The following is an 18,087-nucleotide window of genomic DNA, read 5'->3' as shown; positions in this document are numbered from 1 at the left end:
TCCCCATGACCGACCACGAAACACCATCGTCCGATCACACCGACCGCACCGAGCCTGTCGAAAACGCTGAGCGCCTCCGCCAGGATCGCTCTCGAGCTAGGCGAGGTCGTCGTGCAGCCTCCGGGGAGAACCTTGTCGCTGAACAATACGCAGAGGCCCGCGGCGCTCGTCGTCGCGCGGTACGACGCGATCAGGCGCTGAAACGGTACCGTAAAGAGTCCGCCCGCGCGAAAACCGGTTCCTCAACCCGACGGATGTGGATCAGCGCCCTAGCGGGTGTCGGTGCACTGGTCGTGGTGGGCGGGATCATCGGTGCCCACCAGGTGATCGATACCGCGCCGGTCTCTCTCGATACCTCGGCCCGTCCAGCCTCCATCCCCTCGGCACCGTCCCAGAGCGTCTGTGCCCCGGCCCCACGGCTACCCGCCGGGGCCGGAGAAGGCGAAGACGTGCAGTTCTCCCCGGTGTCTTCCGACGCAGCCACCTCCATCAATGTGGCCGCCCGATCGGATCTGGCCGGAACCATCCCCGGACTGACTTTGCGGGCCAGCACCGACAGCGGTGTACCCGAAGATGCTGATGCCCAGGCCGGCCAGGACGCCGAAGAACTCTCGGCATCGCAGCCCGAAGAAGTCCAACAGGGTGAACCCGCCAGCGCTGGAGCCGATGGAACCCCGGTGCGCCGGGCCCTGATTTCCCAGAATTCCGACGCGCTGGCAGACGAGGGCATCGCCGGAGTCATCGCCGCTGAACCCCTCGGCGGTTCCCCCGCCGTGGTGGCGGGCTCCTCGGAATTCACCGCCTCAGACGGCGACCTGCACGGCTTGAGTCTCTCCGGTTGTACCCCGGCCAGTCACCAGCAGTGGCTTACCGGCGCTGATACCACAATCGGAACCACCTCGGTGCTGTCCGTGACGAACCCCTCAGCCTCGGCTGCCGCCGTCGACATCTCGCTCTACGACACCGATGGTCCCGTAGCGGCCACGGGAGTCTCCGGAATTACCCTGGCACCGGACCAGACCCGTAGTTTCGTGCTGGGTGGCCTCGCTGCCGATGCCTCCGACCTGGCAGTGGGGATCTCCTCCACCGGCGGGGCGGTTTCCGCCTCGATCCAGCACCACCGCCTCGACGGGGTGGACCCGGTAGGAGTTGACACCATCCAAGCTGTGGACTCCCTGGAGAACCGAGTGGTGATCCCCGGGATTGTCGTGGATCCCGACAACGACACCGCCGGTGCCGACCCCAGCCTCAGTATTGCTTCTCCATTAGCGGACGCATCGGTCGAGGTCCAGATCGTCGACGAAGACGGTGTGGTCGCCGGCGCGGTTCCCGACACGGTCGACGTCGATACCGCAACGGTGTCCACCCTCGATTTGAGCGAACTAGATACCGGGACCTATTCGGTCTACCTGGTCTCCGATGCGCCTGTGGTCGCCGCCGGCACCGGGACCACCTCGGATACCGGACCCGACCACGAAGTGTCCTCGGTAGCCTCGGCCCCGGCTTTAGGCTTCGACCAGGTGGTACCCTTTGGATCAGCCGGTGACTCGCAGCTGGTTTTCACCGCCCCCGAAGACGCCGAAGTCACCGTCACACCGATCGATCACGAGGGCGAGATCGGGGAAGACCAGACCGAAACTATAGCCGCCAACACTTCCGTGCCGGTCAGCTTTGACGACGACGCCGCCGGTGTTGAAATTTCGACAGATTCCTCGGAAGTCTACGCTGCCGTGACCACAACGTCCTCGCAGGGAATTTCGGCCTATCCGGTGGTGGGGCCACAAGCAGCTCCGGCCGGTGCCCCGGTGCGAGTCGGCTGGTAACAGGCCGGCCCTATCCGTCCTGCAAGCGATATCGACGGCCACCGGGCGTTGGGCCGGGCGTGGTGTTGGTGAAATCCACCAGGTACCGCGAGTACAGTATGTGGAGTGGCAACCATACGACAGTGTTCGAAAACAGGGTGTAAATCTCCGGCAGCAGCGACGCTGACCTTCAACTACCGTGATTCCACGGTCGTGGTCGGTCCCATGTCGCAACGAGCCGAACCACACGCCCATGACCTGTGCGCTCGCCACGCTGTGGAAATGACCGCCCCGGTGGGATGGGAAATGATGCGGTTATTCCCCGATGAGAACGCGGTTCCCACCCCGGAACCGGTCGCCGATCCAGATGATTTGCTAGCGCTGGCCCATGCGGTGAGTCGGCCCTCCACCGACCCTGCCCAGACAGAATCCGAGCCACCCGAGGCCTCATCGACCACCGAGGAACTCGACAAAGACCCCGGTCGCACGGATCGTAGTGTTGAATCGGCACACACCGATACTGCCTCCGGTTTACGTCGCCCTGAAGCTATGGGGCCCGAGGGGCCGGCACGACCGTTACACGCCTCCGGTGGAGAAGCTCCCGGGCTACGGCTGGTCAAACAACCCCGCCCCCGGTATCGCGAAAGCTGAATCTGCCAGAACATTCTGGTCGTCATGTCGAAATTTACCGTCTGAGGCCCATCGTCGTCCTGTACCGGATACGCTGGGAGCTATGAGCATTAACCCTGCAGCAGATCCTGCCTTCTCTAATCCCACGACCGTTGCCAACGCGCCCTTTGATTTCGCGATTCGTGACATCAATCTCGCAGCAGCTGGCCGGCACCAAATCCGGCTGGCAGAACAAGAAATGCCGGGCTTGATGGCCCTGCGGGAAGAATACGGGGAATCCCAGCCACTAGCCGGGGCCCGTATTGCCGGGTCGATTCACATGACGGTCCAGACCGCCGTGCTCATCGAGACTTTGGTGGCCCTGGGGGCCGAGGTGCGTTGGGCCTCGTGCAATATTTTCTCCACCCAGGACGAAGCCGCAGCTGCCATTGTGGTCGGTGAGGGCACTCCCCAGGCCCCCGCCGGGGTGCCGGTATTTGCCTGGAAGAATGAGTCTTTGGCCGAATACTGGTGGGCAGCAGATCAAATCTTTGCCTGGCCTGAGGGGACCGAACCAAACATGATCCTCGACGATGGCGGAGACGCCACCATGCTGGTGCACAAAGGCGTGGAATGTGAAGCCGCAGGAGCAGTTCCGTCTCCCAGCGAAGAGGACTCGGAAGAATATGGTGAGGTGCTCAAGGTCCTGGCCGCCTCCCTGGAGGCCGACCCGCAACGTTTCACCCGTCTGTCGCGCGAACTACGCGGCGTGACCGAAGAGACCACCACCGGTGTACTGCGGTTGAACCAGTTGGCTGAATCCGGTGAGTTGTTATTCCCTGCTATGAACGTCAACGACTCGGTCACCAAGTCTAAGTTCGATAATAAGTACGGCATTCGCCACTCGTTACCCGACGGCATTAACCGTGGCACCGACGTGTTGCTGGGAGGCAAGACGGTCGTGGTGGCTGGGTATGGTGACGTGGGCAAGGGAGCAGCCGAGGCCCTCTCCGGTCAAGGCTCTCGAGTGATCGTCACCGAGATCGACCCGATTACCGCCCTGCAGGCGGCCATGGATGGCTACCAAGTGGCTCGGTTGGAAGACGTGGTCTCTACCGCCGATATTTTCATCACTGCTACCGGTGGCCGGGACATTATCATGGCCGAGCACATGCAACAGATGAAAGATAAAGCCATCGTCGGAAACGTCGGGCACTTCGATAATGAGATCGATATGGCCGGTCTCGCCCGGATTCCCGGAATTAAGAAAGTGGAAATCAAACCGCAGGTCCACGAATGGGTTTTCGAACCCGGCACTGAGAACGAGCACTCGGTGATTGTGCTTTCTGAGGGGCGACTGCTGAACCTGGGCAACGCCACCGGCCACCCTTCTTTCGTGATGTCAGCATCGTTCACAAACCAGGTGATGGCTCAGATCGAGCTCTTCCACTCTCAAGGTGATGCCGGTTCGATTACCGGCCAGACGTATCCGATCGGGGTCTACACGTTACCGCGCATTCTTGACGAAAAGGTCGCACGGTTGCACCTTGGGGCCCTTGGGGCGCAACTGACCGAATTGACAAAGACACAGGCCGAGTACCTGGGCGTCGACGTCGCGGGGCCGTATAAGTCCGAGGACTACCGCTACTGACCCCTGTTGACGAGTAGCGACGGCCGGTACCGGAGCGGGTATAGATACTCCTTTTCCGGTGCCGGCCGTGGTCGCGCTTAGTGTTGGTTGAGCTCAGCTGAGAGCTGGCGCTGGGACTGCTGACGGCTGATCAATAGCTGATAGTCACGATTGCGTCGTTCGGCCACCACCGCGTGGAGATACACCGTCGGAGGTGTTTGAGCAGGTGGCGCCGGGGAGACATAAGGATCCACTAGTTGAAGCAACCGTTGGGTATGCAGGTTCTGGGCCTGTGGGGTCATCCGCGAAAAGTTTCGCAAGTACTGGTTGATTTCTACCAGTAATTCATCGGGTATGCGTCCTACATCGGCGATCTGAGCCCAACGATGTAGTTCTGCTGGCACGGTCGGCAACGGCTCAGGAAGTCGCGGTTGCCGGTCGTGAATCACATAGGTTCCTGCCATCATGTCGCCGAGACGTTTTCCGCGATCATTGAGAATGGCACTGATGAGTGCCACGGAGCCCAAGGTCAGCAACAATTCGAAAAACCCGCTCAGCGTCCGGATGAGGCTGTGTCGAAAAACGACGGCTCCGCCGTCGTCACGGATTACTCGGGTGCCGAAAACCAATTTGCCCACCGATTTTCCGCCCGAGACCGTTTCCACCGTGAGGGGAATCAGCACGAACCAGAAGACAACGGTCAGAAGGCTAAACATTCCCAACGCGGCCATATCTAACTGTTCGATGACGCTGGCCAAGACAACAAAAGTGGCCCACAGTCCGACCGCACTGAGCAAAATGTCGATGATTGTCGACATGCCACGCACGAAGACGGTAGCTGGGTTCAAGTGCAGAAGAACCGCCTGACCGGTCACGACCGAGGTGGAGTTGCTCACGGCGCCAAACTTTCGACTCGCTGAAGTGATGGTACTTCTTCAGCATAGCGGGTAGCCTGGCCTCGTGGACTTAGAGGCATACACGGCAGTGAATCGCGGTGACTGGGAGCGGCTTCAGACCTTGTCGAGAACCCGCCGACTCACTGCGGCCGAAATCGATGAGCTGACCGAACTCTATGGGGTGGCATCCACTCACCTGTCGGTCATCCAAGCCCAAGACCCACATGGCCCCCAGGCTCGCGGACTCTCACTCATTGTCGCCGGCGCCCGACAACGGCTCAGCTCTACCCCGGGAGATTTTACCCGCGCGTTTACGGACTTTGTGATCTATCGGCTCCCGTATGCTTTCTATACGATTCGCTGGTTGACTCTTGTGCTCGGGGCGCTCTTTTGTGCGGTAGCCACCGCTTATGGGGCTTGGGTGTATCAACACCCCGAAGTCGCCAATGCTCTGATGTCCGAACAACAACAAGAAATCTACGTGGAACACGAGTTTGTGGGTTATTACTCGCAGAACCCTGCCGCTTCCTTCGCTGGACAAGTCTGGACCAATAACGCCTGGATCGCCGCCCAAGAGGTTGCCTTCGGGATTACCGGATTCTTCGTGCCTGTAGTGCTCTACCTTAACGCCGCGAATGTCGGGGTTGCTGGTGGCATCATGGCCCGCCACGGTGAAACCGACACCTTCTTCAATTACATTCTGCCCCACGGCTATATGGAACTTACCGCCATTTTTATTGCCGGCGCTGCCGGGCTGTACATCTTTTGGTCCTGGGTGGCGCCGGGCCGACACACCAGGTTGTTTTCCTTAGCCAGAGCGGGGCGAATGTTGATTACCGTGGCCATCGGTTTGGTGGTCGTGCTCGTTGTTTCTGGCCTGGTCGAAGGGTTCGTGACTCCCGCCGAGATACCCGACGTCTTGCGTCACGGTATTGGCCTGCTGGTTCTTGCCGCTTATTGGTGCTACACCTGGATTCTGGGAGCTCGGGCGGCACGGATGAACTTGGGCGCCGACGTGGGGCAATACGATGGTGGAACCGTAGAACTTACCGCCTAAATCCGGACTTTCACGCTGGCTGGAGCTCTCTCAGCACACCATTTCCGCCACGTGTCGGTGTGGCCCAGAAATGACCGGGGTACCGACGACTACTGTGGGGGACAACGAGTGCTACCCGTTGCTATTCACCCGCGCCGCGGAAAGAGGTTTCTTGTCGATGTCTGACAAAACATCACCCAACCCCGATGAGACCCCAGAGTTTGAATCTGGCATTGACTACGCCCGTTTTCAGGAACCCGACGACGCTGAGAGCGCGGACGAGCAGAACACGACCGAGTCCTCTCCCACAGCATCGTCACCACAGTCCACCCGGGACACCTCGGAATCAACCCCGCTCTACAGCCAGCTCTCCGAACAGGACACGGTGAGTCATGACTCGGTGGATCAACCCACCCACCCAATCCAGACCCTCCAGCCTGACGCTGAGCCCTCATCCGCCCCCCGGGACTCTGACGAATCGTCTCGGACAACCCCTCCGGCGGACCCTCACGACTCCGGATCGGCCACGACCGCCGCCACCACTGCCATGCCGAACTTCCTCAAAGACCATGACGACAGGTCCTCGCTCGACCGTACTCAGGCTCTCGACGATGGAGTAAGCAACAGCACCACGATGGCCGAGTCTGAAACGGTGCACGAAACCCGGGCCAGCCGGCGACGGCCCAACGCGCAGGCTGAGCTACCTCAGCCCGAAGCTACGGGGGCTCCTGACGTTGCCGCCGTCGCTGGTGCTACCCCTGTTGCTGAACCAGCAACAGCAACCGGAACGCAGCACAACCTGCTGGCAGACCACGACGGTCTACCGGCAGACACCCGGGAAGATCGGGTAGCCGAACAACAACGCCTCCTCACAGACGCGCAGGCGCGTCTTGCTGCCCGCGCCCAAGCACTTGAAGGACCCAAGACTCTCTCCCGGATCCTGCAAACTGTGCTGGCAATCATTGCCCCCATTGCCTTCTTAACCGTGGTCATTCGCGCCGTGGCTTCACCCTTATTTCTCTGGATTGAATACCACCGACCCGGGTTCCCCGCCGATGACTTTGGCCTGACGACCACTGAACGGCTCGACTACGGTTCCTATGGGTTGGATTACCTGTTTAACCTCGCCTCACCCAACTACCTGGCGTCATTGACCTTCGCCGATGGGTCACCACTGTTCACCCAGGACGAGGTCTCTCACATGGCAGACGTCAAGTCGGTGATGCTAACCTCGATGCTGATCGGAGCCGTATTGGTCATCGCTTCGGCGATCATCATGGTGGTGCTCTCTCGGATCTCGAAAGGCGCCATTCGCCGTTCACTGTTTGCGGCCAGCATCTGGCTGTTGCTCGTCATCGTGGCCCTGGCTGTCGTGGCCATCATCGCCTGGCAGGATTTCTTCGCCGGCTTCCACGCGCTGTTCTTCGCTGACGGAACGTGGACTTTCTACGCTTCCGATACCCTGATCCGGTTGTACCCCAATCAGTTCTGGATCGACGCCGGTCTCGCCGTCGGAGCGCTGACGGTGTTGACCGCGGCGATCACGCTGGTGGCAACCTGGCCGACGAAGCGCCGGAAAAAGCGCTCCGCCCAAACCCAGCTGATGATGCTGGCAGCCCGCCAGCAGTGGCCGACGACCGACGGGAAGGTCACCGAGGTCAGCTTGGAAGAAGGATCTCGCCCTGGGCGTTAAGTAGTACGCTATAAATTCCCGGCAGAGCCGGAGGAGTACAGGCTCTCGATCTGGTCCTGGAAGTCCTCAATGACCCGGTTGCGCTGGAGCTTAGCCGCTGGAGTGACATAGCCGGCTTCCTGGGTCAGCTCGGCGGAGATGATCTTAAACTTCCGGACCGACTCTGCCCGAGACACCGACTCGTTGGCCTGATCGATATACTGCTGGATCTCCTCGCGGACCTGCTCATCAGTGGCCGCCTCAGCCAAGCTGAGCGGATGCCGGTCGTGCTGTTCGCACCAGTGCTTTAGCGCATCCGTATCTAGTGCGATCAGCGCACCCACAAACGGACGGTTATTGCCCACCACAACAGCCTGGTCGACCAGCTCGCAGGTGCGGATGGCTTCTTCCAGGGGAGTAGGTGCGACGTTCTTTCCGCCTGCGGTCACGAGCAGTTCCTTCTTCCGGCCGGTGACATATAGGTAGCCCTGGTCATCCAGGCGCCCAATATCACCGGTGTGGAACCAGCCGTGCTCATCGACGGCGGATTCGCCGGAAGCCTGTGCCCCGTAGTAGCCGGGAGTGACCGCAATACCGCGCAACAGAATCTCATCGTCGTCGGCCAGCTGGACTTCCATGCCGTGCATGGGTCGGCCCACGGAACCAATGCGGGTAACGCCGGGAACATTCACCGTCGCCGGGGCGGTGGACTCGGTCAGGCCATAGCCCTCTTTGACGTGAATTCCCATACCGGAAAAGAAGTGAGCCAGTTCGGGATGCAGCGGGCTGGCACCGGAGATCGCCACTCGGGCATTGCCACCCATCAGCGCTCGGATCTTGGAAAAGACGAGCTTGTCAAACACCTTGTGCTTGAGCTTCAACGCCATGGACGGACCGGAGCCTTCTCCGCGTTGTTGAGCGTCGCAGGCAGTAGAGTACTCAATAGCGACCTGGCGGGCAGCGCGGACGATCTTCTCCTGGCCCCCTTCTCGGGCCTTGTTGATGATGCCGGCCTCGACCTTCTCCAACATGCGCGGAACCAGCAACAACCAGGTTGGGCGGAAGGACCCGATATCCCGCAACAGGTAGCCCAGGTTGGGGGTATGGGCAATCTGAATCTTGCCCACCAAACAACCAAACTGCACCGCACGTGCCAGAATATGGGCCAACGGTAGAAACATCAGGGTCCGATTTTCCGGTGCGGCCAGGATCTCACTGGTGTACTCCAGCAGATTGGCTGCGCCCAAGGCAAGATTCCCGTGTGTGATGATGGTTCCCTTGGGGCGACCGGTGGTCCCGGACGTATAGACAATGGTAGCCGGGTCCGAGAGCGTAGCGGCGGAACGGGCCTGCTCGAGCTGCTCATCGGAGATGGTCTCGCCGTCGGTCGTCAGTGCATCGAAGAGGTCCTCGTCGAGAGCCAGCCGTTCGATGCGGGTGGAATCGGTGGCGGACTGATTCAGCTCATCAACAGCTTTCTCAGCCGCCTGGGCCTGTAGTGTGCCCTGGTGCAAGATCACCGTGGTCCCGGAATCGGAGAGAATATGACTAATCTGGGCCGGGGAGGAGGTGTCATAGATTGGCACTGAGATCGCTCCGGCAAACCATAGCGCCTGGTCAATCACGGCCCACTGATAGGACGTCGGAGCCAACACAGCAACGAGGTCGCCGGGTTTGATGCCACGGGCAATGAGGCCTTTGGCGACCGCCCGGACGCGATCTAGAAATTCGCGATAGCTCACATCGATCCAGCCTCCAATGCCGTTGGAGAGCGCGTAGGCGGGAGCCTCGGGGCTGTGGTGGGCGGTTTTCAGCACCAAATCGGTGAGATTGGAGTCTTCGGGAAGGGAGACTTTCAACTGGGTGTTTACGTACCGCATGGGTTCCTTCTCTACTCTCGCTGAACGGTTAAGACGCATCGTTGATCAGCGGTTCTCACCGAATTAAATCCAGGACTGAATCCACATCCGCCACCGCCATTGATCATAGGGAATCTCTTCGGCGGTCCAGATCGGCATAAAGAACGCTGAGACCAGCATAATCACCAGAATATAACCTAGGACAATGACCAGATTTCGGGTTTTGGCTCGGGGATTGTGGCCGGTTTCCCACCGCAACAACCAGCCTAGGCAATAGACGATGGCCAGAATCAGGAAGGGCTCGTAAGCGATGGTGTAGAAGAAGAACATCGTCCGCTCCGGCCAGAGCACCCAGACCAGTTGTCCGGCCACATAGGCACCCAAGATGGCGCCGACGCGCCAGTCGCGCTTGGCAAACCACACCACCGTGAGGATAATAATGGCCACCGTGCCCGACCACCACAGGATGGGGTTGGCCAGATCCAGGATAGCTTCCGAACAGTGTGCTGCCCCGCAATCACCCGAACCGTCGTCGGTGGATTCGTAGTGGAAGGAGACCGGCCGGCCCATAAAGGGCCAGGTCCACGGCGACGAAGCGTAGTTGTGTCCCGAATCCAGACCGGTATGGAAGTCGGTGGAGGCACGATGGTAGTGGAACCAAGAGCGCAACGTGTCAGGGATGAGCGATCCCAGCCACGATTCGGCAGGGTTGTCCTCGGCCCAGTGACGGTGATAGCCCCGGGAGGAGACAAACCAGCCGGTCCAGGTGGCCAAATAGGTCAGGAATCCAACTCCGACCACGCAGACGAATGCCCACAGACCATCGCGGAGAATCCCGCCCAGCGCCCAGCGCCTGATCCCGACCACGCGACGGGCGTTGAGGTCCCAGAACACCGTCATCAGCCCGAAGATTGCCACGAATGCTAGTCCGGAGAGCTTCACCGAACACCCGGCTGCCAACAAAATGCCGGCCACAATACGCCACGGACGCCACCAGATCATCGGCCCATAGCGCAGTACCTGGGACAGGGTTCCGCTGCGATAGGCGGAGCTGATTGTGTCGGCGAGTTGCCGTCGTCCATGATCACGGTCTAAGACCAGGGCGCCGAAACCAGCCAGGACGAAGAAGGACAAGAAGATATCCAGCAGACCGGTCCGGGACATGACCAGGTGGTGGCCGTCGACAGCCATCAATAATCCCGCGGTGGCGCCTAAAAAGGAAGAATGGAAGATTTTCCAGGCGATCAGTGACAAAATCAGCACCGACAAGGTTCCGACCATCGCCGAGGAAAAGCGCCAGCCGAACCCGTTATCGCTACCAAACAGCAGCATCCCCAGGCCGATCAGCCATTTGCCCAAGGGTGGGTGGACCACATAGGCAGGTTCATTGAGCGGTTCGGCCTCACCGGCGATAAAGGCGTCGTTGATGTCTTCTTCCCACTCCATCTCCACACCGAAGTGCAACAAGGAGTAGGCGTCTTTGACGTAGTAGGTTTCGTCAAAGATCAACTTGTGTGGGTGGTCGAGACGGTGGAATCGCAACAGCGCGGCCACGGCAGCGACCGCTAAAATCAGGATCCATTCCCACCGCTGGGTGGTCAGTTTCTCACCCAGCAATCGAGCACGAAGCACCGTGTCGGTATAGGCATGGTCGATAGAATCGAGCCAGGTGCGGCGAGCACCTTGCCTGGCTGTGGGAGCGGGAGTTTCTGTCAACGACACACAGAACATCGTACGTGAGAACACCCGGCGGGACGGCATTTGCGGGAGAAGAATTGAGAGGGGATCAATGAAGGGTGGCCCAGACACCGAAGCTCACGACTTGCACCAGGCGGGCGAGGGCCAGATTGTGTTGGCCGCGACGCCGATCGGAAACCTGCAGGACACCACTGACCGGCTACGGACCGTGCTGGCTAGCGCCGAGATTATCGCCGCCGAAGACACCCGCACCACTCAACGGTTAGCTACTGCCCTAGGAGTGGAGATTCGTGGTCAACTCATCAGCCACCACGAACATAATGAACAACGGTCCACCCCGGAGCTACTGGAGAAAGTACGCCAAGGGGCCACGGTTGCGGTGGTGACCGATGCTGGCATGCCGGTGGTGTCAGACCCTGGTTTCCGTCTGGTGCAGGCGGCGGTACAAGACGGGTTGACCGTGACCTGCGCCCCGGGGGCTAGCGCGGTCACGACCGCGCTAGCAGTCTCGGGATTGCCGAGCGATCGGTTTAGCTTCGAAGGGTTTGTTCCGAAAAAACACGGCGAGAAAACCCGGTTCTTGACGGATCTTCAGGATCAACCGCGCACGCTGATTTTCTTTGAGTCCCCCCACCGAGTGGTCGATACGCTACAGGTAATGACTGAGGTCTTTGGCGAAGATCAGATCGGGTGCGTGGCCCGGGAATTGACGAAACGGCACGAAGAGGTGGTGACCGCCTCCTTGCGTGAGTTATTGGATTGGACGCAGACGGCGACGCTTCGCGGAGAGTTTGTGCTCTTACTGGCTCCAGCTGACAACCGACGGGTCGAACTCGATGACGAACAACAGCTACGGCTCGTGGACGAATTGGTTGCTACCGGGATGCGCGCTAAAGACGCCACCAAACAGATCGCACACGAATACGGCGGTTCGGCCCGGACGCTGTACAACCTCTACCAACAACGTCGGTGATCTCCTGCGACCAGGGGTCAGCTCCGACAGATCAGCCCCGGACACTCAGTGACCTGCCGGCGGGGTGACCGGTCTGCGGTGGACTATGTCTTCCGGGGCTGTGACGAGGAATTCATCGTCGGTCGGGCAGGGCGCTAGGGGAGCAGGCCCCCCACACTGGCACGGAAGCCACCTGAACCAGCGGCACGCCGGGCCCGCGCAACGTCATAACCGGGGCCGTAGGAGGTCAATGCCGGGCGCTGATCTGCCGGGGTACCTTTCAGACGTTCTTCCACCAGGTCGACGAGGGCTGAGACGAAGTCGGGGTGGGTGCCCGGAGTGGCGACGCGTTTGAAGATCAGTCCGCGCCCCTCGGCTTCCTCTTTCGCCTCGTTATCCAGGTCCCACCAGACCTCCATGTGATCAGACAAGAAGGTGACCGGAACGACGACGATGGCCTTCTTCGACTCGTCGAGTTCGCTAATGGCATCTCCAATGTCTGGTTCCAGCCACTTCTGCCAGGCCGGGCCCGACTCCGACTGCCACACCGACTGCCAGGAGATCTCGGAAACACCGAACTCCTTCAGGACAGCGTCAACGATGAGTTCAGCCACGGCCACGTGCTGTTGCTCGTAGGTACCGCGCACCTCGGGGTCGTGCTCATCGGACTCGTCTGAGACCTCATTGTGGGTCAGCGGAATCGAGTGGCCAGCGAACATGAACTCCACATCGCGTTGCAGGTCCAAGTCCGGGATCTCGGTCTGCAGCTCGCGCACCTTGGCGATGGTGTCTTCGATGAAGGGGTTGACGAAACCGGGGTGGTCGAAGAATGCCCGGATCTTATCGATCTGGACTTCATTCCACAGGTCTAGGTGCTCCAGCGCGTCGGCGAAATCCTCGCGGTATTGGCGATTGGAGGAGTACGTCGAGTAGGCCGAGGTCACCAGGGCAAAGATCTTGGTCGGCTCTGGTGGTTCACCGTCTTCGGTGTCGTCGGCCTTGCGAGCCTGCGCGTCGGCGTGAGCCTGGTGGATGGCCTCGGTGAAGTAGGGCTCCCAGTTGCGGTTGCCGAAGTAGATCGGCAGGTCAATACCGCGGGCAACCAGTTCCTTCTCCAGGGCTTCTTTCAGCGCCAAGTTCTGTTCGTTGATCGGGCTGACACCACCGCGCTCGCGGTAGTGTACAGCGACTTCTTCTAAACGCTCGTCGGGGATGCCGCGACCGGCAGTCACATTGCGCAGGAACGGAATGACGTCGTCCTGGCCATTGGGCCCGCCGTAGGAAGCCAATAAGATCGCGTCAAACTCAGTGGGTTCTTCAACCCATTTCACACCGGACTGGGCGTGGGGTGTGGCTGCGGGAACGGCTGCACCGGCCTGAAGCACGACGCGGGAAGCCGGTTTGGGTTTGGACCATTCGGTCACGGTTCCTCCTGAGGGTCGGGGCCACGTTAAATCACAGCCGTGACGCGCGGTCACGACCTGATCTGTAGGGTCACTTCTCAGTCTAGTTCTTCCTCAATACACCGCTGTCAATGCGACCCTGTGCCCCGTAGAACGGGAGTGGTCATGGGCGGAGAGTACACTACAGATCTGGTGCCTGCATAGCCGTCAAACCGTCAGGAACACAGTAATGATCGGAGTGGGAGGTGACTCCGATCTACCGTTGTCCGTGCTCACGCGTGGTAAGGAAATGATGAGTTCGAAGAAGTCGAAAAAGTACGATCAGACCGGCGTGCCCGAGGCCTATCGGGTGCACTGGCCTGATCCAGCCCGTCCCGGAGTCATAGACACTGTGTCCGAAGGGGGTGGCCCACGTCGTGACACCGTGGATGAATACACCGGAAAGCAGCGGGTGCTGGTCTACCCGAAAGCGCCGGAACCTTTGGTCTCGCCGATCATCGACAACCACGCTCACCTGGATTTTCGTGATGGACTCGTCGAGGTCTCCATTGCTGATGCACTCGATACTGCCGAATCCGTTGGTGTAGCCGGGGTAATCCAAGTCGGTTGTGATCTGGACTCAGCACGGTTCACTCTTGAGTCCATCGAGACTCACCAGCGCTTACTCGGGGCCGTGGCCCTGCACCCTAATGAAGTTGCCGAGATCTGGGATCAGCAAGGCCAGGCCGGGCTGGAGCGGGCCATTGAGGCTATTGCAGAGATGGCCCGGCATCCTCGCGTCAGGGCGGTGGGAGAGACCGGGCTCGATTATTACCGTACTGGTGCAAAAGGCCACGAAGCGCAACAATATTCCTTCCGAAAACACGTGGAGCTGGCAGTTCAGTTGGGTAAAGCAGTACAAATCCACGACCGCGAGGCGCATGAGGATGTTGTCGAGATTCTGCTGTCTATGCCGCAACGCCCCGAACACGTGGTTTTTCATGCGTTTTCAGCAGGGCCCGAGCTGGCCGACATTTGTAACGAACACGGTTGGTACATGTCTTTTTCAGGTCCGGTGACTTTTAACGCGAATGACCGCCTGCGAGAGGCTGCAGCCCTGGCACGGCCAGAGCTGATCCTGACAGAGACGGATTCTCCGTTCTTGACTCCTCATCCGCGTCGGGGACGGCCTAATGCTCCGTATATGACGCCACTGACGTTACGAAAAATCGCTGAGGTGCGTGGTACTGGTGAACAGCAGATGTGCGAACAGGTGATGGCCAATACTCGGCGTGTTTACGGGGATTTTTCCTAGATTTCGGTTCGGCAACGGTGATGTGAGGATACCGTCAGTCAACCCTCGGCAACGGTGTGTTGTTCACAAAAATCGTTATAGAGTTGAGACCTTCGTTATCTTTCCGTTATCGTATTGGAATGTCGACGAGGGACACCCCCCTTTGTTGAGGGCTTCCCCAATTTTCAGATCTCTCGTTGGTCGCTAACCATCACCTACCCGAAGCATTGGAACACCTTTTCATGTCACGAGTATTTAGTAGTAGCGTGAGCAAGCTCGTCGCGCAGCTGGCAGCGCTTGCGCTGGTTCTGGGCGGGCTAGCAGCTTTCATCCTGACTCAGAACAACGGAAGCGCTCAGGCACAGGATCAGCAGAACTCTGGCCAAGGGGAAGCACTCGATATCGATCTGGCCTCCAGCGTTCAGCCACTAACCGACTTCATCCCGGCAGCACCCACTGTTGTGGAGGTGACCCGTGCCGGTGAAACCGAAAACTACGCGGTGTACGCCGATACTGTCGGGGAGGCTCTGAGCTTGTCCGGCATCGAGGTCGGCGAGAAGGACAAAGTGAGCCCTTCCACCGACACTAAGATCTCCACCGGTGACAAAATCACCGTGCAGGTTGTCACCACCGAAGAGGTTGTCGAAGAAGAAACGATTGAGTACGAAACCGTTCGTGAAAACGACGACAGCCTGGAAAAGGGGAAGACCAAGGTAGAGACCAAAGGTGAAAACGGCACCGCTGAAGTCACCTACACCGTCACCGTGATCGACGGCGAAGAATCGTCCCGCGAAGAGACCCACCGTCAAATCACCAAAGAACCGACCGACGAAGTCGTGAAGGTCGGCACCAAGGAGAAAGAGCAGCAGGCTAGCTCTTCATCGTCTACTTCCTCGTCTTCCTCATCATCGTCGTCCACCTCCTCCGATGATGACTCAGAGGATTCCTCCTCGGATGATTCTGAAGAGTCCTCCAGCTCCGGCGGTGCGGCTCCCAGCTCTGGTGTCTGGGCGAAACTGGCCCAGTGCGAGTCCGGTGGCAATTGGTCGACCAACAGTGGTAACGGCTACTACGGTGGCCTGCAATTCTCCGGTCCCACCTGGAAAGCCATGGGTGGCACCAAGTACGCACCGACTGCTGATAAAGCCACTCCGGCCCAGCAGATTGAAATTGCTAGCAAATTGCAACGTCAGTCTGGCTGGGGCCAGTGGCCAGCTTGCTCGCGTTCCCTGGGGCTGCGCTAATAACACTCTGGGCTGACCGCAACGGCCAGGACCACGAAAGAGCTCGAGCATCTCTCAAGAGGTGCTCGAGCTCTTTCGTGTGGTCAAGTGAGGTGGTAAATACCACTAAAATGATGACTGTGACTGCTGAAGCCCAACGTCTGCTGTCGGCCGCAGATATTCGTCGTCTTGCCGAGCATTTGCAGCTGCGCCCGACGAAATCCTGGGGTCAGAACTACGTCATCGATCCGAACACCATTCGTCGAATTGTTGATCAGGCACAGCTTGACCCCACAGAGCACGTTTTAGAGATTGGTCCCGGGCTGGGCTCGTTGACTCTGGGCCTGCTTGACCAAGCCACCGCGGTGACCGCGGTCGAAATTGATCCGGTTCCCGCCGCAGCGTTGCTTGAAACCCTAGAACACTTCCGTCCTGGCGCGTCGCGTTGTGCCAGTGTGCTGCAAGCAAACGCTCTGCAGATTGATGCTGACCAGCTCCATGACGTACGCCCGGCTGCGACCAACTCAGCACCGACCGCGCTCGTGGCAAACCTGCCGTATAACGTGGCGGTCCCTGTCCTTCTGCACATTCTGGCGTCAGTGCCCAGCATCCGACACGGGTTGGTGATGGTGCAACAAGAAGTCGCCGATCGGCTCTGTGCGGCACCGGGCACCAAGATTTATGGAGTTCCCTCTGCCAAACTGGCCTGGTACGCTACCGCACGTTCCGCCGGAACCGTGGGAACCCACGTTTTTTGGCCCGCACCGCGTATTAAATCCGGGCTTGTGCATTTTCACCAACGCGAACCAATCCAGACCACAGCATCTCGGAACGAGGTCTTCACCGTTATCGACGAGGCGTTCGCACAGCGACGCAAGACCCTGCGGGCAGCACTATCGAACTGGGCCGGCTCTGGTGCCTCAGCAGAACGGATTCTGCGGGCAGCAGGCCTCAACCCCCAGGCCCGTGGGGAAGTGCTCAGCATTGAAGATTTTGCCGCCATCGCTGAGCAGTCCAAGACCCTCGGAGTCAGCGGATGAGTCTACGTCCCGGAGAGTTCTACGGACACGTCACGGTTACCGCGCCGGGCAGGATTAACCTCACCACCGAGGTCGGGCAACAGCTCAGCCCGTTCTACCACCAGCTAGCCACCATCTCACTGGCGATCTCCCTCAGCGACGAGGTCGTCGCCGTCGCCCGTGACGATGAACATATCACCGTCTCCATCTCCGACTCCTCCCGCGGAATCCTCGATCCCGCTGATATCCCCGATGACCATTCCAATGTGGTTTTTCAAGCAGCTGACCTGTTGCGACGCCGGTTGCAGCTTGAGCCGGAAACTCACGGGGTTGACCTGTATTTGACCAAAGACTTGCCGTTGGCAGGCGGAGTGGGTGGTCGCGCGGCCGACGCTGCGGCAGCACTGATGGCCTGCGCTGCCCTGTGGGACCTGCACCTGTCACGGCGGGACCTGGCCCAGCTGGGAACCGAAATCTCTACCCAGGTCCCGTTTGCCATCCTGGGCGGTGCAGCGGTCGGGATGGAACGCGGTGATGTATTGTCGCCGATCCTGACCCGGGCAAGCCTCAACCTGGTGATCGTTCCAGCCTTTTCGGTCTACGCGCCGCGCGAGGTCTATGCCAACCTCGCTTCCCTCCGTGAGGAAGGTATCCAACCACAGCGGGAGTGCGCAGCAATTGATCCCGAACTACTGGACGCTCTGACTCGTGGGGACGTGGAAACGATCGCGTTGCTCATGCACAATGATCTGCAAGCCGCTGCCGTCTCACTGTTGCCGGAGCTCTCCGACGTGCTGGATATAGGCATGCAAGAAGGTGCTCTGGCTGCCATGATCTGTGGGGCCGGACCGACCGTGATGTTCTTGGCCCGTAACGCCGACGACGCAACGCAGTTGGCCTCACGGGTAGAAGAACGTTGCGGGATCGCCTCCATCCCGATTAGCGCACCGGGGTCGGGCGCTCGCATTCTGTAGAGTGTTTTACCGGTATTAACCTGACCGATTCGTCATGTTGA

At 59.7% G+C, this 18,087-nt stretch carries 14 protein-coding genes; 10 read left to right on the top strand and 4 right to left on the bottom strand.

Translation table 11 applies throughout. From position 1 onward, the window contains the following. Positions 1 to 5 precede the first annotated feature (5 nt). The 3 genes from QDX22_RS05760 (at position 6) to ahcY (ending at position 4,062) form a co-directional block, all read left to right on the top strand. Positions 6 to 1,823, top strand: a complete 1,818-nt coding sequence (locus tag QDX22_RS05760; RefSeq protein ID WP_279718151.1) for a DUF5719 family protein — start codon at positions 6 to 8, stop codon at positions 1,821 to 1,823. Between the two features lie 105 nt (positions 1,824 to 1,928). Then, the gene (locus tag QDX22_RS05755) at positions 1,929 to 2,453 is read left to right on the top strand and encodes a DUF3499 domain-containing protein (protein WP_180342606.1); all 525 of its coding nucleotides are present in this window, start codon (positions 1,929 to 1,931) and stop codon (positions 2,451 to 2,453) included. A gap of 82 nt (positions 2,454 to 2,535) precedes the next feature. Further along, entirely contained in the window at positions 2,536 to 4,062 is a 1,527-nt protein-coding gene (gene ahcY / locus QDX22_RS05750; RefSeq protein ID WP_136089522.1) for an adenosylhomocysteinase, read from the top strand. 77 nt (positions 4,063 to 4,139) lie between these two features. On the opposite strand, the gene QDX22_RS05745 is transcribed toward ahcY, so the two are convergent. Continuing rightward, positions 4,140 to 4,937, bottom strand: a complete 798-nt coding sequence (locus tag QDX22_RS05745; protein ID WP_110099606.1) for an RDD family protein — start codon at positions 4,935 to 4,937, stop codon at positions 4,140 to 4,142. A 121-nt stretch (positions 4,938 to 5,058) separates the two neighbouring features. Here QDX22_RS05745 and QDX22_RS05740 point away from each other — a divergent pair, with 121 nt between their 5' ends. Continuing rightward, positions 5,059 to 5,994, top strand: a complete 936-nt coding sequence (locus QDX22_RS05740; protein ID WP_279718150.1) for a stage II sporulation protein M — start codon at positions 5,059 to 5,061, stop codon at positions 5,992 to 5,994. Positions 5,995 to 6,151: 157 nt separating this feature from the next. Next, a complete protein-coding gene (locus QDX22_RS05735; protein ID WP_279718149.1) occupies positions 6,152 to 7,666 on the top strand; it encodes a TIGR01906 family membrane protein in 1,515 nt (504 codons plus the stop codon). Positions 7,667 to 7,674: 8 nt separating this feature from the next. Here QDX22_RS05735 and QDX22_RS05730 read toward each other — a convergent pair whose 3' ends face one another. Beyond that, positions 7,675 to 9,525 carry an AMP-dependent synthetase/ligase gene (locus tag QDX22_RS05730; protein ID WP_279718148.1) on the bottom strand — a complete coding sequence of 617 codons (1,851 nt, stop codon included), beginning with the start codon at positions 9,523 to 9,525 and terminating at the stop codon, positions 7,675 to 7,677. Positions 9,526 to 9,588: 63 nt separating this feature from the next. After that, positions 9,589 to 11,235, bottom strand: a complete 1,647-nt coding sequence (locus QDX22_RS05725) for a dolichyl-phosphate-mannose--protein mannosyltransferase (protein WP_482147632.1) — start codon at positions 11,233 to 11,235, stop codon at positions 9,589 to 9,591. Between the two features lie 58 nt (positions 11,236 to 11,293). On the opposite strand from QDX22_RS05725, the gene rsmI reads away from it, so the two are divergent. Next, positions 11,294 to 12,175, top strand: a complete 882-nt coding sequence (rsmI, locus tag QDX22_RS05720) for a 16S rRNA (cytidine(1402)-2'-O)-methyltransferase (RefSeq protein WP_279718146.1) — start codon at positions 11,294 to 11,296, stop codon at positions 12,173 to 12,175. 134 nt (positions 12,176 to 12,309) lie between these two features. Here rsmI and QDX22_RS05715 read toward each other — a convergent pair whose 3' ends face one another. Further along, the gene (locus QDX22_RS05715; RefSeq protein ID WP_279675367.1) at positions 12,310 to 13,578 is read right to left on the bottom strand and encodes a ferrochelatase; all 1,269 of its coding nucleotides are present in this window, start codon (positions 13,576 to 13,578) and stop codon (positions 12,310 to 12,312) included. 208 nt (positions 13,579 to 13,786) lie between these two features. Here QDX22_RS05715 and QDX22_RS05710 point away from each other — a divergent pair, with 208 nt between their 5' ends. The 4 genes from QDX22_RS05710 (at position 13,787) to QDX22_RS05695 (ending at position 18,046) form a co-directional block, all read left to right on the top strand. Next, positions 13,787 to 14,851: a TatD family hydrolase gene (locus QDX22_RS05710; RefSeq protein WP_279675366.1), complete on the top strand. Its 1,065-nt coding sequence runs from the start codon at positions 13,787 to 13,789 to the stop codon at positions 14,849 to 14,851. Positions 14,852 to 15,096: 245 nt separating this feature from the next. Then, complete coding sequence (locus QDX22_RS05705) at positions 15,097 to 16,074, top strand: resuscitation-promoting factor (protein WP_158524643.1); 978 nt, start codon at positions 15,097 to 15,099, stop codon at positions 16,072 to 16,074. A gap of 110 nt (positions 16,075 to 16,184) precedes the next feature. Continuing rightward, on the top strand, positions 16,185 to 17,093 hold the full coding sequence (gene rsmA, locus QDX22_RS05700; RefSeq protein WP_425248476.1) for a 16S rRNA (adenine(1518)-N(6)/adenine(1519)-N(6))-dimethyltransferase RsmA: 909 nt from the start codon (positions 16,185 to 16,187) through the stop codon (positions 17,091 to 17,093). Beyond that, positions 17,090 to 18,046 carry a 4-(cytidine 5'-diphospho)-2-C-methyl-D-erythritol kinase gene (locus tag QDX22_RS05695; RefSeq protein WP_110123404.1) on the top strand — a complete coding sequence of 319 codons (957 nt, stop codon included), beginning with the start codon at positions 17,090 to 17,092 and terminating at the stop codon, positions 18,044 to 18,046. Before rsmA ends, QDX22_RS05695 begins: the two co-directional genes overlap by 4 nt. Positions 18,047 to 18,087 lie beyond the last annotated feature (41 nt).

Source organism: Auritidibacter ignavus, assembly GCF_029853775.1.
In the GTDB taxonomy this organism is placed as follows: Bacteria; Actinomycetota; Actinomycetes; order Actinomycetales; family Micrococcaceae; genus Auritidibacter; species Auritidibacter ignavus.
The sequence above is the reverse complement of the archived record's forward strand: the minus strand, read 5'-3'. Positions and strand labels throughout refer to the sequence as shown.

Coding starts and splice junctions, on each gene's coding strand:
- QDX22_RS05760 (WP_279718151.1), top strand. CDS start 6: ATGACCGACCACGAAACACCATCGTCCGATCACACCGACCGCACCGAG.
- ahcY (WP_136089522.1), top strand. CDS start 2,536: ATGAGCATTAACCCTGCAGCAGATCCTGCCTTCTCTAATCCCACGACC.
- QDX22_RS05735 (WP_279718149.1), top strand. CDS start 6,152: ATGTCTGACAAAACATCACCCAACCCCGATGAGACCCCAGAGTTTGAA.
- QDX22_RS05730 (WP_279718148.1), bottom strand. CDS start 9,525: ATGCGGTACGTAAACACCCAGTTGAAAGTCTCCCTTCCCGAAGACTCC.
- QDX22_RS05725 (WP_482147632.1), bottom strand. CDS start 11,235: ATGTTCTGTGTGTCGTTGACAGAAACTCCCGCTCCCACAGCCAGGCAA.
- rsmI (WP_279718146.1), top strand. CDS start 11,294: ATGAAGGGTGGCCCAGACACCGAAGCTCACGACTTGCACCAGGCGGGC.
- QDX22_RS05710 (WP_279675366.1), top strand. CDS start 13,787: ATGATCGGAGTGGGAGGTGACTCCGATCTACCGTTGTCCGTGCTCACG.
- rsmA (WP_425248476.1), top strand. CDS start 16,185: ATGATGACTGTGACTGCTGAAGCCCAACGTCTGCTGTCGGCCGCAGAT.
- QDX22_RS05695 (WP_110123404.1), top strand. CDS start 17,090: ATGAGTCTACGTCCCGGAGAGTTCTACGGACACGTCACGGTTACCGCG.